Annotated in this window: 12 protein-coding genes and 1 pseudogene; 7 read left to right on the top strand and 6 right to left on the bottom strand. The window is 67.8% G+C overall.

Annotated elements, in window-relative coordinates; translation table 11 throughout:
* Positions 1-6: 6 nt before the first annotated feature.
* A complete protein-coding gene (gene glgP / locus A5622_RS13670) occupies positions 7-2,667 on the bottom strand; it encodes an alpha-glucan family phosphorylase (RefSeq protein ID WP_066879063.1) in 2,661 nt (886 codons plus the stop codon).
* A gap of 227 nt (positions 2,668-2,894) precedes the next feature.
* Here glgP and A5622_RS13665 point away from each other — a divergent pair, with 227 nt between their 5' ends.
* Together A5622_RS13665 and glgB are read left to right on the top strand one after the other, a co-directional pair.
* On the top strand, positions 2,895-5,009 hold the full coding sequence (locus A5622_RS13665) for an alpha-1,4-glucan--maltose-1-phosphate maltosyltransferase (protein ID WP_231997762.1): 2,115 nt from the start codon (positions 2,895-2,897) through the stop codon (positions 5,007-5,009).
* Position 5,010: 1 nt separating this feature from the next.
* On the top strand, positions 5,011-7,206 hold the full coding sequence (gene glgB, locus A5622_RS13660; protein ID WP_066864637.1) for a 1,4-alpha-glucan branching protein GlgB: 2,196 nt from the start codon (positions 5,011-5,013) through the stop codon (positions 7,204-7,206).
* Positions 7,207-7,209: 3 nt separating this feature from the next.
* On the opposite strand, the gene A5622_RS13655 is transcribed toward glgB, so the two are convergent.
* Positions 7,210-8,127 (bottom strand): tetratricopeptide repeat protein, encoded by a 918-nt coding sequence (locus A5622_RS13655; RefSeq protein WP_066864634.1) that lies wholly within the window; start codon positions 8,125-8,127, stop codon positions 7,210-7,212.
* 166 nt (positions 8,128-8,293) lie between these two features.
* Entirely contained in the window at positions 8,294-9,487 is a 1,194-nt protein-coding gene (locus A5622_RS13650; protein WP_066879060.1) for an acetyl-CoA C-acetyltransferase, read from the bottom strand.
* A gap of 78 nt (positions 9,488-9,565) precedes the next feature.
* Between A5622_RS13650 and mce the strand changes: the two genes are divergently transcribed.
* A complete protein-coding gene (gene mce / locus A5622_RS13645; protein WP_082994587.1) occupies positions 9,566-10,033 on the top strand; it encodes a methylmalonyl-CoA epimerase in 468 nt (155 codons plus the stop codon).
* Positions 10,034-10,044: 11 nt separating this feature from the next.
* Here mce and A5622_RS28270 read toward each other — a convergent pair whose 3' ends face one another.
* Together A5622_RS28270 and nucS are read right to left on the bottom strand one after the other, a co-directional pair.
* Entirely contained in the window at positions 10,045-10,353 is a 309-nt protein-coding gene (locus A5622_RS28270; RefSeq protein WP_082975945.1) for a hypothetical protein, read from the bottom strand.
* Positions 10,354-10,376: 23 nt separating this feature from the next.
* Positions 10,377-11,048 (bottom strand): endonuclease NucS, encoded by a 672-nt coding sequence (nucS, locus tag A5622_RS13640; protein ID WP_066864626.1) that lies wholly within the window; start codon positions 11,046-11,048, stop codon positions 10,377-10,379.
* A gap of 45 nt (positions 11,049-11,093) precedes the next feature.
* Here nucS and A5622_RS13635 point away from each other — a divergent pair, with 45 nt between their 5' ends.
* Together A5622_RS13635 and A5622_RS13630 are read left to right on the top strand one after the other, a co-directional pair.
* Entirely contained in the window at positions 11,094-12,728 is a 1,635-nt protein-coding gene (locus A5622_RS13635) for an adenylate/guanylate cyclase domain-containing protein (protein WP_066864623.1), read from the top strand.
* A gap of 59 nt (positions 12,729-12,787) precedes the next feature.
* Positions 12,788-13,162 (top strand): hypothetical protein, encoded by a 375-nt coding sequence (locus A5622_RS13630; RefSeq protein ID WP_066879055.1) that lies wholly within the window; start codon positions 12,788-12,790, stop codon positions 13,160-13,162.
* 17 nt (positions 13,163-13,179) lie between these two features.
* Here the strand turns inward: A5622_RS13630 and A5622_RS13625 are convergent, their stop codons facing one another.
* Positions 13,180-14,409, bottom strand: a complete 1,230-nt coding sequence (locus tag A5622_RS13625) for an MFS transporter (RefSeq protein ID WP_197499383.1) — start codon at positions 14,407-14,409, stop codon at positions 13,180-13,182.
* A gap of 89 nt (positions 14,410-14,498) precedes the next feature.
* Between A5622_RS13625 and A5622_RS13620 the strand changes: the two genes are divergently transcribed.
* Positions 14,499-15,398 carry a LysR family transcriptional regulator gene (locus A5622_RS13620; RefSeq protein WP_066864610.1) on the top strand — a complete coding sequence of 300 codons (900 nt, stop codon included), beginning with the start codon at positions 14,499-14,501 and terminating at the stop codon, positions 15,396-15,398.
* A 119-nt stretch (positions 15,399-15,517) separates the two neighbouring features.
* Positions 15,518-16,015, top strand: a pseudogene (locus A5622_RS13615) (GGDEF domain-containing protein); the annotation flags it as partial.

Here is a 16,015-nt window from a genome sequence, read left to right as displayed (position 1 = left end):
TTCCGGTTAGCGGGCCAGGGTGACCAGCCCGAGCTCGTTGCTGGCCGCCAGCATCGGATGGCGGGGCAGCACGCGCACGGTGTAGCCGACCGATCCCGCCAGCGGCAGCGGCGTTGTCGTCGAGAACACCTGGTTGCCGCCCTCGGCGGTGCCGGCGTAGGACATCTCGACGGTGACGGGCTCCAGCAGTGCGTCGCTGGCGTCGACGCGGCCGACCAGCGCCTGGACGGTGACCTCGTCAGGCGCGAGCCCGGCCAGCTGGACGGTCGCGGTCAGGGTCAGCTTGGAGCCGAGCACCGGGCTGTCCGGCAGTCCGGTGCTGTCGACGTCGGTGATGACGATCTTGGGCCAGGCCTCCTCGGCGCGCGTGCGGTAGGCGGCCAGCTCACGGGCCGCGCCGAACTCGCCGCCGCTCGCCGCATCCTCGGCGCCCTCGACGGGCGCGATCGTCTTGCGCAGCGACTGCGCCGCGGGCGTGTAGTACTGCTCGACGTAGTCGCGCACCATGCGCGACGCCAACACCTTGGGACCGAGCGTTTGCACCGTGTGACGCACCATTTCGATCCAGCGGGGCGGCACACCGTGTTCGTCGCGTTCGTAGAACTTCGGTGCGACGGTTTCTTCCAGCAGCGTGTAGAGCCCGCTGGACTCCAGGTCGTCGCGCCGCGCCTCGTCGGTCACGCCGTCGGCGGACGGTATCTCCCAACCGTTTTCGCCGTCGTACCACTCGTCCCACCAGCCGTCGCGGATGGACAGGTTCAGCCCGCCGTTGAGCGCGCTCTTCATTCCCGAAGTGCCGCAAGCCTCCAGCGGCCGCAGCGGATTGTTCAGCCACACGTCGCAGCCCCAATACAACAGCCGCGCCATCGACATGTCGTAGTCGGGCAGGAAGGCGATGCGGTGGCGCACCTCGGGCCGGTCGGCGAAGCGCACCACCTGCTGGATCAACGCCTTTCCGCCGTCGTCGGCGGGGTGGGATTTACCGGCCACGATCAGCTGGATCGGTCGTTCGGAGTCGAGCAGCAGCTGTTCCAGCCGAGCCGGATCGCGCAGCATCAGCGTCAGCCGCTTGTAGGTCGGCACCCGTCGCGCGAAGCCGATGGTCAACACCTCCGGATCGAATGCGGTTGCGATCCAACCCAATTCGGCGTCCGAGGCACCCCGTTCCAGCCAGGAGCGACGCAGCCGCTGCCGGACGTCGTCGACCAGCAGGGACCTCAGCTGTGAGCGGATCCACCACAGGTGCCCCGCGTCGACTTGCTTGAGCCGCAGCCAGACCCCCGGATCGCTGAACGAATCCGACCCGACCAGCTCGCGACCCAGCTGCAGCCACTGCGGCGCCGCCCAGGTGCGTGCATGAACTCCGTTGGTGATCGAGCCGATCGGCACCTCGCTGGCGTCGAAGCCGGGCCACAGCTCGTTGAACATGGACCGGCTCACCCGGCCGTGCAACGACGAGACGCCGTTGGCGCGCTGGGCCAGCCGCAAACCCATGTGGGCCATGTTGAATTTGGTGGGGTCGTCCTCGGCGCCGAGCGCCAGGATGCGAGCGGTCGGCACCCCCGGCAGCAACGCGGGCGCACCGGTCGCATCCGATCTCGCGGCCTTGTCACCGGATTTCGCGCCGTCGCCCGCGTGGTCGTCGAAGTACAGCCGCACCATCTCGATGGGAAACCTGTCGATGCCGGCGGGCACCGGGGTGTGGGTGGTGAACACCGTGCTGGAGCGCACCACCGTCAGCGCCGTGTCGAAGTCCAATCCCGAGCCGGTCATCAGTTCACGAATGCGTTCGGCTCCCAGGAAACCCGCGTGGCCCTCGTTCATGTGGAACACCTCCGGCGCGGGCAGGCCGTGAATGCCGGTGAAGGCGCGGATCGCCCGTACCCCACCGATGCCGGCGAGGATCTCCTGGCGCATCCGGTGTTCCTGGTCGCCCCCGTACAGGCGGTCGGTGACGCCGCGCAGGTCGTGCTCGTTCTCGGGGACATCGGAATCGAGTAGCAGCAGCGGAACCCGGCCCACCTGGGCGACCCAGATCCGCGCGTGCAGCTGCGCGGAGTCCGGCAGCATCAGCTCGACCAGCGCCGGCTCGCCGGTCGCGTCGGTCAGCAACCGCAACGGCAGGCCCTGCGGATCCAACGACGGGTAGGTCTCGTTCTGCCAGCCGTCGGCGGTCAAGGACTGCCGGAAATACCCGGACCGGTAGTAGAGGCCCACCGCCACCAGCGGCACGCCCAGATCGGATGCGGACTTCAGGTGGTCGCCGGCCAGGATTCCCAAGCCACCGGAGTAGTTGGGCAGCACCTCGGCGATGCCGAATTCCATCGAGAAGTACGCGATGGCGGCCGGCATCTCGGCGCCCTGCTCCTGCCGCTGCTGGTACCACAGCGGGCGGCTCAGATAGTCGTTGAGATCGGCGGTCAGCTCGTCGAGCCGGCGCAGGAAGGCTTCATCGAGCGCCAACTCATCGAGCCGCGCCGGTTTGACCGCGCCCAGCAACGCCACCGGATCGCTGCCGCACCGCTCCCACAGGTCAGAGTCGATGGTCGCGAAAAGCTCCTGAGTGGGCTTGTCCCACGACCATCGCAGGTTGGTCGACAGTTGGTCCAGCGCGGTCAGACGCTCCGGAAGGTGAGCACGGACGGTAAACCGGCGGAGGGCTTTCACGCGTCCCTACCTTACTGAGGTTCCCGGCCCGTGCACGGCGACCGGACGCACCGCATTTCCCCGGCGGTGTGTGACCGGAGACTAGGGTGGGTATCGGGTAGTAATCGGGGTCGCAACGATGCTTCCCTGCCCAGAAATTTTCCTCACGACAGGAAGTTTCCCGACGAGCGGCATTCCGCACGGAGCACATCGCGGGCATGGCCGCAAACAATCGGAACGGAGTGCTGGTGCCCGGTCGTGTCGAGATCGATAACGTCCAACCGGTCGTTTCCTGTGGCGCGTATCCCGCGAAAGCCGTGGTCGGCGAAGTCGTCCCGGTCAGCGCCGCGGTATGGCGAGAAGGCCACGAGGCAGTCGCGGCGACCTTGGTGGTGCGCTACCTCGGCCCCGGCTACCCGCAGGTGAGCGAGACCCGCCGGATCAAGGCCGCTGCGGCCCCGACCAAGCCGGCGACCCAGCGCGACGGCAAGGTCGACCAGCAACGGATCAAACCGCTACTGCTGCCGATGACGATGGGTCCGGAACCCTACGTGTTCCACGGTCAGTTCACCCCCGATCAGGTCGGGCTGTGGACCTTCCGGGTCGACGGGTGGGGCGACCCGATCCACTCGTGGCGGCACGGGCTGGTCGCCAAGCTGGACGCCGGTCAGGGTGAGACCGAGTTGTCCAACGACCTTCTGGTCGGCGCGGGGCTCTTCGAACGCGCGGCGACGGGCGTGCCGCGGGCACTGCGCGAGCCGCTGCTGGCCGCCGCCGCCGCGCTGCGCGAGCCGGGCGACCCGGTCACCCGCACCGCGCTGGCGCTGGGCCCCGAGATCGAGGAAATCCTGGCCGACTACCCGCTGCGCGATCTGGTCACCCGCGGCGAGCAGTACGGCGTCTGGGTGGACCGGCCGCTGGCCCGGTTCGGCTCCTGGTATGAGATGTTTCCCCGCTCGACCGGTGGGTGGGACGCCGACGGCAACCCCGTGCACGGCACGTTCGCCACGGCGGCCGCCCAGCTTCCCCGCATCGCGGCGATGGGCTTCGACGTCGTCTACCTGCCGCCGATCCACCCGATCGGCAAGGTACATCGCAAGGGGCGCAACAACTCCCCGACCGCGGCGCCCGGAGACGTGGGCTCCCCCTGGGCGATCGGCAGCGACGAGGGCGGACATGACGCCGTGCACCCGGATTTGGGGACCATCGAGGACTTCGACGCCTTCGTCGCCGCCACCCGCGAGTTGGGCATGGAGGTCGCGCTGGACCTGGCGCTGCAGTGCGCACCGGATCATCCGTGGGCGCGCGATCACCGCAACTGGTTCACCGAATTGCCGGACGGCACAATCGCTTACGCGGAGAACCCGCCGAAGAAATACCAGGACATCTATCCGATCAACTTCGACAACGACCCCGCCGGCCTCTACGACGAGGTGTTGCGCGTGGTCCGGCACTGGATGGACCACGGCGTCAAGTTCTTCCGCGTCGACAACCCGCACACCAAGCCGCCAGACTTCTGGGCCTGGCTGATCGCCACGGTCAAGGGCATCGACCCCGACGTGCTGTTCCTGTCGGAGGCCTTCACGCCCCCGGCCCGCCAGTACGGCCTGGCCAAGCTCGGGTTTACCCAGTCCTACAGCTATTTCACCTGGCGCACGGCAAAGCAGGAGCTCACTGAGTTTGGCGAGGCCATCGCCGCCGCGGCAGACTTCCGGCGCCCCAACCTGTTTGTCAACACCCCGGACATCCTGCACGCCATCCTGCAGCACAACGGACCCGGCATGTTCGCGATCCGAGCGGTGCTGGCGGCGACCATGGGTCCGGCGTGGGGGGTGTACTCCGGCTACGAACTGTTCGAACATCGCGCGGTGCGGGAGGGCAGCGAGGAGTACCTGGACTCCGAGAAGTATGAGTTGCGGCCCCGCGATTTCGCCGCCGCGCTGGCCGAGGGGCGATCGCTGGAGCCATTCATCACGCAGCTCAACGCGATTCGCCGACTGCACCCCGCGCTGGAGCAACTGCGCACGATTCATTTCCATGACATCGACAACGATGCGCTGCTCGCCTATTCCAAGTTCGATCCGGTGACCGGCGACTGCGTCCTGGTGGTGGTGACGCTCAACGCGTTCGGCGCCGAGGAGGCGACGCTGTTTTTAGATATGGAGGCTCTGGGTATGGAGCCCTACGAGCGTTTTTGGGTGCGCGACGAGATCACCGGCCAGGAATTCCAGTGGGGCCAAGCCAATTACGTTCGCATCGATCCCGGGCAGGCGGTTGCGCACATCATCAACATGCCGCTCATACCGCACGACGCGCGGGGGATCCTGCTGCGCAGGCCACCAAACGGACCGGAGGGATTGTGACATGAGCAAAACCGACCAACTCGCCGGGGCGCTCCTGGCACCCGACCCTGCCGACCTCTCGCGCCTGATCGGGGGCACGCATTACAACCCGCACAGCATTCTCGGGGCGCACGAGTACGCCGACCACACCGTCATTCGGGCGTACCGGCCGCACGCGACCGAAGTCGTCGCACTCGTCGGCGACGATCGGTTCCCGATGCAGCACATCGAATCCGGGCTTTTCGCGGTCGCGCTGCCGTTCGTCAACCTGATCGACTATCGGTTGCAGATCACCTATGAGGGGGCGGAGCCGTACGTCATCGCCGACGCCTACCGCTTCTTGCCGACCCTGGGCGAGGTCGACCTCCACCTGTTCGGGGAGGGACGCCACGAGCGGCTCTGGGAAGTACTGGGCGCGCATCCGCGCTCGTTCACCACGGCCGACGGCGTGGTCAACGGGGTGTCGTTCGCGGTGTGGGCGCCGAATGCCAAGGGCGTCAATCTGATCGGTGAGTTCAACGGCTGGACCGGTAGCGAAGCCCCGATGCGGGTGTTGGGCTCATCGGGGGTCTGGGAACTGTTCTGGCCCGGCTTTCCCGTCGAGGGGCTGTACAAGTTCCGGGTGCACGGGGCCGACGACGTCGTGACCGAGCGCGCCGACCCGATGGCGTTCGCCACCGAGGTGCCGCCGCACACCGCATCCCGGGTGACGCGCAGCAGCTACACGTGGGAAGACGCCGACTGGATGGCCGAGCGCGCGCGGCGCAACCCGGTGTTCGAACCGATGAGCACCTACGAGGTGCACCTGGGTTCCTGGCGCCCCGGACTGAACTACCGCCAGTTGGCCCGCGAGCTGACGGATTACGTTGTGGAACACGGGTTCACCCACGTCGAGCTGCTGCCGGTCGCCGAGCATCCCTTCGCCGGATCGTGGGGTTACCAGGTGACGTCGTACTACGCGCCGACATCGCGGTTCGGCACCCCCGACGAATTCCGGGCCCTGGTCGACGCCTTACACCAGGCCGGCATCGGCGTGCTGGTGGACTGGGTGCCGGCGCACTTTCCCAAGGACGCCTGGGCGCTGGGCCGCTTCGACGGCACGCCGCTCTACGAGCACTCCGACCCCAAGCGGGGCGAGCAACTCGACTGGGGCACCTACGTATTCGACTTCGGCCGTCGCGAGGTGCGTAACTTCCTGGTGGCCAACGCGCTGTTCTGGCTCGAGGAGTTCCACATCGACGGCCTGCGGGTGGACGCGGTCGCCTCGATGCTCTACCTGGACTACTCCCGCCCCGAAGGGGGCTGGACCCCGAACATCTACGGCGGCCGGGAGAACTTGGAGGCGGTGCAGTTCCTGCAGGAGATGAACGCCACGGTGCACAAGACCGCCCCGGGCATCGTCACCATCGCCGAGGAGTCCACCTCGTGGCCCGGCGTGACGCGGCCGACAAACCTTGGCGGCCTGGGCTTTTCGATGAAGTGGAACATGGGCTGGATGCACGACACGCTCGACTACATCAGCCGCGATCCCATCTACCGCAGCTACCACCACCACGAGATGACGTTCTCGATGCTCTATGCGTTCAGCGAGAATTACGTGCTGCCGATCAGCCATGACGAGGTGGTACACGGCAAGGGCACGCTGTGGGGCCGCATGCCGGGCAACAACCACGTCAAGGCGGCCGGGCTGCGCAGCTTGCTCGCCTACCAGTGGGCGCACCCGGGCAAGCAATTGTTGTTCATGGGACAGGAATTCGGGCAGCGCGCCGAGTGGTCCGAGGAGCGCGGCTTGGATTGGTGGCAGCTCGACGAGCAGGGGTTCTCCAACGGGGTGCTGCGCCTGGTCCGCGACCTCAACGACATCTACCGCACTCACCCGGCGCTGTGGAGCCAGGACACCGTGCCAGACGGCTACTCCTGGATCGACGCCAACGACTCGGGCAACAACGTGCTCAGCTTCCTGCGGTACGGTAAGGACGGCTCGGTGATGGCTTGTGTGTTCAACTTCGCGGGCGCCGAGCACGGCGGATACCGATTGGGCCTGCCCTCGGCCGGCCGGTGGCGCGAGGTGCTCAACACCGACGCGACGGCCTACAACGGTACGGGGATCGGCAACATGGGCGGGGTGGACGCCACGGAAGACCCCTGGCACGGCCGGCCGGCCTCGGCACTGCTGGTGCTGCCGCCCACGTCGGCGCTGTGGCTGGCCCCCGAGTAAACCTCAGTACAGCGCGTTGGCGAGGTTGCGCCGCCCGGCGACGACCTCGGGGTCAGTCGGGTCGAAGAGCTCGAAAAGCTCGACCAACCTGGTGCGCACTCGGGTGCGGTCGTCGCCGGATGTGCTGCGCACCAAAGCAATCAGGCGATCGAAGGCGGGTCCGACCTCCTGGTTGAGGATCTGCACGTCGGCCGCCGCGAGGGCGGCTTCGATGTCACCGGGCGCGGCGTCGGCCACGGCAACGGCGTCCGGGCGTTGCGCGGTTGCGCGCGTGAGGAATTCGATCTGCCGGATCGCGCCCTTGGCTTCGGCGTTGGCCGGATTGGCGTCCAGGATCGACTGATACGACGTCTTAGCCGCCTCGAAGTCGCCGTCTTCCAGCTGCTGGCGGGCCGCGGCCAGCTCCGGGTCGACCGCCTCGGCCTCCGCGGAACCGCTTGGGCCCCTAAGCTTTCCGGCGGTCGCCGAGAGAATCTGATCCAGCCAGCCGCGCAACTGCTCGGTCGGCTGCATCCCCTGAAAACTCGAGATCGGCTGCCCGGCGGCCAATGCCACCACGGTCGGGACGGCATCGACACCGAATATCTGCGCCACCCGGGGCGCGACGTCGACGTTGACCGTGGTCAACGACCACTTGCCATTGTCCTGGGCGGCCAGCCCGGCGAACGTGTCGAGCAGCTGGACACACGCATCGCTGCGCGGCGACCACAGCAACACCACGACGGGCACTTCCTCGGACCGCAGCAGGACTTCGGCCTCGAAATTGGCCTCGGTGACCGCGATGATGCCGGGGTCACCGTCGGCGGCTGACTGTGTGGCCCCTGCGGCTGGGCCGGCCGCGGGCTGGGCCCGTTGCTTGAGACCGGAGAGATCGACCGCACCAGCCAGGGCGGGGCCGATAGGAGGTCGCGGACGAGTCACGCCGTCAAGTTTGTCATGCGGACGGGCTACCCATCCACCCGGTGGCGGCGACGCAGCGGGCCGAAAACGCCCACCGAAAAGCCCCGTGATCGGCAAATATGACGAAGATCACAATCGGCCACCGGCGCGCCGCGCCAGCAACGTCGGCAAACGTCCGATCGGGCGGCTAACCCGCGCGCAGAATCAGCGCGTCGCCCTGTCCGCCGGCCCCACACAGCGCCGCGACGGCGTATCCGGAGCCGCGTCGCGACAATTCCAGGGCGGCGTGCAGAGTGATCCGCGCTCCCGACATCCCGATCGGATGCCCGACGGCGATCGCGCCGCCGTTGACGTTGACCAGGTCGGGATTCACGCCCAGTTCGCGGGTCGAGGCCAGCGCCACCGCGGAGAACGCCTCGTTGATCTCGATGACGTCGAGCTGGTCGACGGAGATGCCCTCACGGGCGATCGCCTTCTTGATCGCGTTGGCCGGCTGCGACTGCAGCGTGGAATCCGGCCCGGCCACCACGCCGTGCGCACCGATCTCTGCCAGCCAGCTCAGCCCCAGCTCCTGTGCCTTGGCCTTGCTCATCACCACCACCGCGGCGGCGCCATCGGAGATCTGGGAGGCCGATCCGGCGGTGATGGTGCCGTCACGGCGGAAGGCCGGCTTGAGGCCGGCCAGCGACTCGGCGGTGGTGTTGGCGCGGATCCCCTCGTCCTCGGTGAACTGCAGCGGATCGCCTTTGCGCTGCGGGATGTTGACCGGCACCACTTCGTCGGTGAAGACGCCGTCCTTCCATGCCGCGGCGGCCTTCTGGTGCGACCGGGCAGCGAACTCGTCCTGCTCCTGCCGGGTGAACTGGTCGACGTCGTTGCGCTGCTCGGTGAGCGCGCCCATCGGCTGGTCGGTGAACACGTCGTGCAGGCCGTCGTAGGCCATGTGGTCCAGCACCGTCACATCGCCGTACTTGTAGCCCGAGCGGCTGTCCATCAGCAGGTGCGGCGCCTTGGTCATGGACTCTTGGCCGCCGGCCACCACGACGTCGAACTCCCCGGCGCGAATGAGCTGGTCAGCCAGCGCGATGGAGTCGATGCCGGACAGACACATCTTGTTGATGGTCAACGCCGGAACGTCCCAGCCGATCCCGGCCGCCACGGCCGCCTGGCGTGCCGGCATCTGGCCGGCCCCGGCCGTCAACACCTGGCCCATGATCACGTAGTCGACCAGCGAACCCGGCTCTTGAACATTTGGGAAGGCCTTTTCCAGCGCCCCGGCGATCGCGATCGCCCCCAGATCGCTGGCCGAAAAGTCCTTCAGCGAACCCATCAGCTTGCCGATGGGTGTCCGTGCTCCAGCAACGATCACCGACGTCGTCATGACACTCTCCTAATCCTGCGCCGACGGCCGGTTCGGCCTCCCGGGGAAGCGCAATCTTTGCCGCCAGGTTACCGTTATGTGATGACGACCGATCAAGTTGACGCCCGTCAGATCCTGGCCACCTCACTGGTGACGGCGATCGATCACGTCGGCATCGCAGTCGCCGACCTGAACGCCGCCATCGACTGGTACCACGACACCCTCGGGATGATCCTGGTGCACGAGGAAGTCAACGAGGAGCAGGGAATCCGCGAAGCCATGCTGGCTGTGCGCGGCGCTCCGGCGGGCACCGCACAGATCCAGTTGATGGCCCCGATCGACGAGTCCTCGACGATCGCCAAGTTCCTCGACAAGCGCGGGCCGGGCATCCAGCAGATGGCCGTTCGGGTCAGCGACCTCGACGCCTTGGTCGCCCAGCTGCGCGAGCAGGGTGTGCGGCTGATCTACGACGCGCCCCGGCGCGGCACGGCAAACTCGCGGATCAACTTCATCCACCCCAAGGACGGTGGCGGAGTCCTGATCGAGCTCGTCGAGCCGGCCGCCTGAGACGCCGACCCTCACGACCACTTCCTGGTCGGACCGCGGGTAGCGCGGTGCGTCCAGCACGGCGTGTGCCAATGCCGGCGGTCCTCCACCTGTCCGGGGCCGCCTGCGAGCGTCGAATCGGTGGGCCATACCACCAGATGTGCTGAGCCGGAACGTATTTCGTGGTCGCAGCCGGGACACCGATAGGTCTTGGCCGCCCGGGCCGCCGGTACGGGCCGGACCTCGTACTCGTGGCCGTCCGGGCCGACCTCCACCCGCCGCAGGGCCGGGGGCGGCGCCAACGGCCGCTGCCGACGTGGCGGGGGGCGGCGCCGAGCCATCCGGTCAGTGTAGTGGCGAACCGTCAGAAGAGCCGGTACTCGTCACTGTCCATGCCGCGCATCTTGTCGTAATCCAATGTCAGACAACGGATACCGCGATCGGTGGCGAGCGTGCGGGCCTGCGGTTTGATCTGCTGGGCGGCGAACACTCCCCGGACCGGCGCGAGCACGGTGTCGCGGTTGAGCAATTCCAGGTATCGGGTGAGTTGTTCGACGCCGTCGATCTCGCCGCGCCGCTTGATCTCCACCGCCACCGAGCCCCCGTGTTCGTCGCGGCACAGCAGATCGACCGGACCGATGGCCGTCATGTACTCGCGGCGAACCAGCGTGTATCCCTCGCCGAGCAGTTGCACGTGCTCGGCGAGCAGCGCCTGCAGGTGCGCTTCGACGCCGTCCTTGACCAGGCCGGGGTCGACGCCGAGTTCGTGGCTGGAGTCGTGTTCGATCTCCTCGACGGTGATGCGCAGTTGCTCGCCCGCCTTGTTCTCGACCACCCACACCGGCGATTGATCACCGGGCTCCTCGGTCAGCCAGCACGGCGGGCTCATCCAGTTCAGCGGCTTGTAGGCGCGGTCGTCGGCGTGCACGCTGACCGATCCGTCGGCCTTGAACAACAACAACCTGCGTGCGGAGGGCAGATGCGCGGTGAGCCGGCCGACATAGTCCACGGTGCATTGAGCGATCACTAGACGCACCCGACTCACCTTAGAGCGTCGCCGACAAATTAGGCTGACGCCACCATGTCGGCCAACCAGTCCGTGGCGCAGCGAATAGGCCGGGTGCTCGAGCGGGTCACCCGTCAGAGCGGCCGTCTGCCGGCCACGCCCGCGTACGGCTCCCTGCTGCTGGGGCGGGTGTCGGAAAGCCAGGGCCGTCGCCGGGTACGCATCCAGATCATCATGACCGTCCTGGTGCTGGGGGCGAACCTGGTCGGGATCGTCGCGGGGCTGATCTTGGTCACCGTCGCCATCCCGGTACCGAGCATCTTCGACGACGCACCGGCGTGGCTCACGTTCGGGGTGTCACCGGCCTACATCCTGCTGGCGCTGACGCTGGGCACGTTTTGGATCACCCGCAGGACCGTCCTGGCGTTGCGGTGGGCCATCGAGGAGCGCGCGCCGACGCCCGAGGACGAACGCAACACGTTCATCGCCCCGTGGCGGATCGCGTTGGTCGACCTCGTCCTGTGGGGAACCGGGGCGGTGCTGTATTCGGTCCTCTACGGCCTGGTCAACACGATGTTCATCCCCCGCTTCCTGGTCGGGGTGAGTTTCTGCGGTGTGCTGGTGGCCACCGGCAGTTATCTGCTCGCCGAGTTCGCGTTGCGTCCGGTGGCGGCTCAGGCGCTCGAGGCCGGTCCGCCGCCCCGTCGGCTGGCGGCCGGGATCATGGGGCGGACCATGACGGTGTGGTTCCTCGGTTCAGGTGTTCCGGTCATCGGCATCGCGCTCTTGACGCTGTTCGAGATCTGGCTGAACAATCTCACCCAGACCCAGTTCGCTGTCGGTGTCCTGATCGTGTCGTCGGCGGCGCTGATCTTCGGCTGCATCCTGATGTGGATCCTGGCGTGGCTGACCGCGACACCGGTGCGCGTGGTGCGGGCCGCGCTTCAGCGCGTCGAAAAGGGTGATCTGCGCGGCGAATTGGTGGTATTCGACGGCACCGAACTCGGCGAGCTGCAGCGCGGCTTCAACGCGATGGTCAACGGACTGCGCGAGCGCGAACGCGTTCGCGACCTCTTCGGCCGCCACGTGGGGCGCGAAGTGGCCCTGGCCGCCGAACGCGAGAAGCCGAAGCTGGGCGGCGAAGAACGCCATGTCGCAGTCGTATTCATCGACATCATCGGCTCCACCCAGTTGGTGACCAGCCGCCCGCCGGCCGAGGTGGTGGCCGTGCTCAACCAATTTTTCGGGATCGTCGTCGAAGAGGTGGACCGTTATTGCGGGCTGGTCAACAAGTTCGAGGGCGATGCGACGCTGGCGATCTTCGGGGCTCCCAACCGCCTTGATTCACCGGAAGACGCGGCCCTTGCCGCCGGGCGCAGCATCTCCGAACGGCTGGCCAACGAAATGTCTGAGCTGTCGGCGGGCATCGGCGTGGCGGCCGGCCAAGCCGTGGCCGGAAACGTCGGTGCCAGGGAGCGCTTCGAATACACCGTGATCGGTGAGCCGGTCAACGAGGCGGCCCGGCTGTGCGAGCTGGCCAAGGCGCACGCGAGCCGGCTGCTCGCGACGGCCGACGCGATCGAGCGCGCCAGCGAAACCGAGCGGGCGCGTTGGTCTCTGGGCGACAGCGTGACCCTGCGCGGCCATGAGCGTCCCACCCGACTGGCGGTGCCCGTCGCGGTGGACGACCCGTCGGCCGGACACGGTTGATATCAGACCGAAATGGGTAGAGGGACACAAGAACTGACCCCTCAGAGATTGGTTTGCGCATGACCGGTAGTGGAGTCACCCGTGTTTCGGTCGCCGCGGGAATCGCCGCGGCGATCGCCTTGAGTTCGTTGACCGCGGGTTGCAGCTCGGGCAAGGACAACAAGAACCCCAGCACGTCGACCGTCACCACCACCGTCACGACGCCGGCGAGCGTCACGACAACCGCTCCGACGGCGCCGGGGACCGGCGGACCGGGCGGCGGTGGACCGGGCGTCGGGCCGGGCGGTGCGACCACCGCCGGACCGGGCGGTTCGGGGGCCGGCGCCGGACCCGGCGGGGCCAGCGCGGGCGTCCCGGGTGCCGGGGCGTCGGCGGGACCGGGCGGTGCGGGTGCCTGCGCCGGTGGCGTGTGCGTCGGAACGCCTCCCGGCTGAGGCGCAGGCCTAGCGGTTCATCGGGCGACGGCGACGGCCAGGCGCGCATCGGGCCGAGTTGCCGTCTGCCGCACTAACATTGCGACGAGCAAGGTACCGGCCGCCAGCAGCCCGCCCACGAACAACACGGTCGCCGGCCAGCCGCCGCTGCCGTACACGACGCCGCCCAAGGCGCCGGCCACCGATCCGCCCAGGTAGTAGCTGAACAGGTACAGCGCCGAGGCCTCCGCGCGGTCGCGCTGCGCCACCGCACCCACCCAGCCGCTGGCGACGGTGTGCGCGGCGAAGAAGCCGCCGGTGAACACGCCGACACCGATGACGATGACGGCCAGCGCGTGCGGGACGGTGAGCAGCAGGCCGGCCACGGTGATCGGCAATGCCGAGCCGAGCACGAGCCGGCGGCCCCTGCGGTCCGCGAGCCGCCCGGCCACCACCGACGTCCAGGTGCCCACCAGGTACAGCACGAACAACAGCCCGACCACCGAGGATGCCAATCCGAAGGGCCGGTCCGTCAGCCGGTATCCGAGGTAGTTGTACACCGTGACGAACGCCCCCATCACCACCGAACCCAAGGCAAACAGCTTCAGCAGCACGGGGTTTCGCACATGTGCGGCAAGGTTGCGCACAGTGTCGCGCACGCTCGCCGCCTTCGGGCTGAAGAACTGCGACCGGGGCACCAACAGGGCGAACACGACCGTGCCGGCAAGCGTCATCACCGAGCACACCAACAGCGCGACCCGCCAATTGCTGACGTCGACGACCAGGGACGGCACGATCCGCCCGACCAGCCCTCCCACCGTGGTGCCCGCGACGTAGCGGCCCATCGCCGAACCGAGCGACGAGGCGTGCACCTCCTCGGCCAGGAATGCCATGGCGACCGCCGGTATACCGGCCAGCGCGACGCCATGCAGCGCGCGGCCGGCCAGTAGCACGCCGAGGGTGGGACTCAGCGGCAGCAACAGCCCGATAACGCTGGACGCTATGCCCGACGTCAGCATCACGGTGATGCGTCCGTAGCGCTCGGACAGCACGCTCGCCGGAATGATCGACAGCGCCAACATGCCCGTCGTCAGCGAAACCGTCAACGCCGCGGTCGCCGGCGTGATCCGGTAGGACGCCGACAATGCCGGGAGCAGCGCCTGCGTGCAGTACATGGCGGCGAAACTGGACAGGCCGGCACCGTACAGCGCGATCGTCATGCGCCGATATCCCCTGGATCCGGCCCGATGCGCGACGACGTGAGGCATGCCAACAATGCTTCGGGCCGTGCAGCTGAAAAGGAAATGAATTATTTCGGTGCTTATGATGCGTGAAACACATAAGCAGAGGTGGTTGCATGTCGGACGGCGACTACGAGTGGTTCATCACACTCGCCGAATTGCAGCACGTCACGGCGGCGGCACAGCAGCTCCATGTCGCCCAGCCGACGCTGACCCGGATGCTGGCGCGCCTGGAACAGCAGGTGGGGACGCCGCTGTTCGACCGGCACGGCAGGCGCCTTGCCCTCAACACGTACGGCCGGATCTTCTATGAGCACGCGCGGCGGGCCCAACTCGAGCTCGACTCGGCCCGGCGCGAGATCGATGACCTGACAAACCCGGCCGTCAGCGAGATCCGGTTGGCCTTTCTGAGCTCGTTCGGATCGACGGTGGTTCCGAGGTTGATCGCGAAGTTCGGGGAATCGTCACCGCGGGTGACGTTCGCGCTGGAGGAAGGGCCCGCCGAGTCGATCGGCGATCGCGTGCGGTCCGGAGTCGTCGACATCGGCGTGGTATCGCCACGGCCGCGCAAACGAACGCTGGCCTGGCGCAGCCTGTTTCGTCAACGGCTGGGCATCGCCGTGCCCCAGGACCACCGCTTTTCGCACGGTGCGGCGGTGTCCATGATCGATCTGGCCGACGAGCGCTTCGTGACGATGCACCGCGGATTCGGCATGCGGGGACTGCTCGACGAGCTCTGTGCGGCAGCGCAGTTTCGGCCCCGCATCGGATTGGAGGCCCCGACCCTCACGACGGTCGCCGGCCTAGTCGCCGCGGGACTGGGCGTCAGTCTGGTGCCCATCGACGGCAGCGAGTACGCGCCGGGGGTGCGGGTGCTGCGGCTGGCCGACGCCGACGCCTATCGCGATGTCGGCATGATCTGGAATTCCGATCGACCGCTGTCTCGCTCGGCACGCGACTTCATCGCGGCCGCCGCGGCGGTAGAACACCACTCGCCGAAGGATCCGATCAGCTGAACGCAACGCGCCCCGCGGGTACCGCTCAGACCGCGATCTGGTGGTGACGGGTCTGATTACCGCCACACCGCTTGGCCTCGTACATCGCGGTGTCGGCATGGGCGACCAACTGGTGAAACGCGTGCTCGGCGTTATCGGTCACCGGCGGCTACATCGCGTTCTTCCACACGGTCCGGCTCATGGCGCTGAATTTCGTTCTGGCCAGCGCGATCGGGGCCTGGCAGGCGGTGCGGCTGGCCGCCAGCGGACAGACCCTGCTGGCCTTCACCGGTTACTTTCTGGTCCTGGAACTCAACGTGGTCGTGCCGCTCGCCATCCAGGTCGTGGTGCGCGCGCTGTGGATGGACCTCTTGCGCGCGAACCGTGACCCGCTGACCGGTCTGCTGAACCGGAGAGCCTGCGACCGGGCCATTGTCGGCCGAATGCTGGCCGGCGCCCATCACATGTTTCTGGCGGTCGCCATGGTCGATCTCGACCGCTTCAAAGAGCTCAACGACAGTCGCGGACACGCCGCCGGCGACGAGGCGCTGATCGCTGTGGCGGGCACCTTGACCAACGAGGACGCCACCACGGCGAGAACCCTGCGGGTGCTCGTGCTGAGCCCGTGGGCCTGCAAA

Source organism: Mycobacterium sp. 1245801.1 (genome assembly GCF_001673055.1).
Classification (GTDB): Bacteria; Actinomycetota; Actinomycetes; order Mycobacteriales; family Mycobacteriaceae; genus Mycobacterium; species Mycobacterium europaeum_A.
The sequence above is the reverse complement of the archived record's forward strand: the minus strand, read 5'-3'. Positions and strand labels throughout refer to the sequence as shown.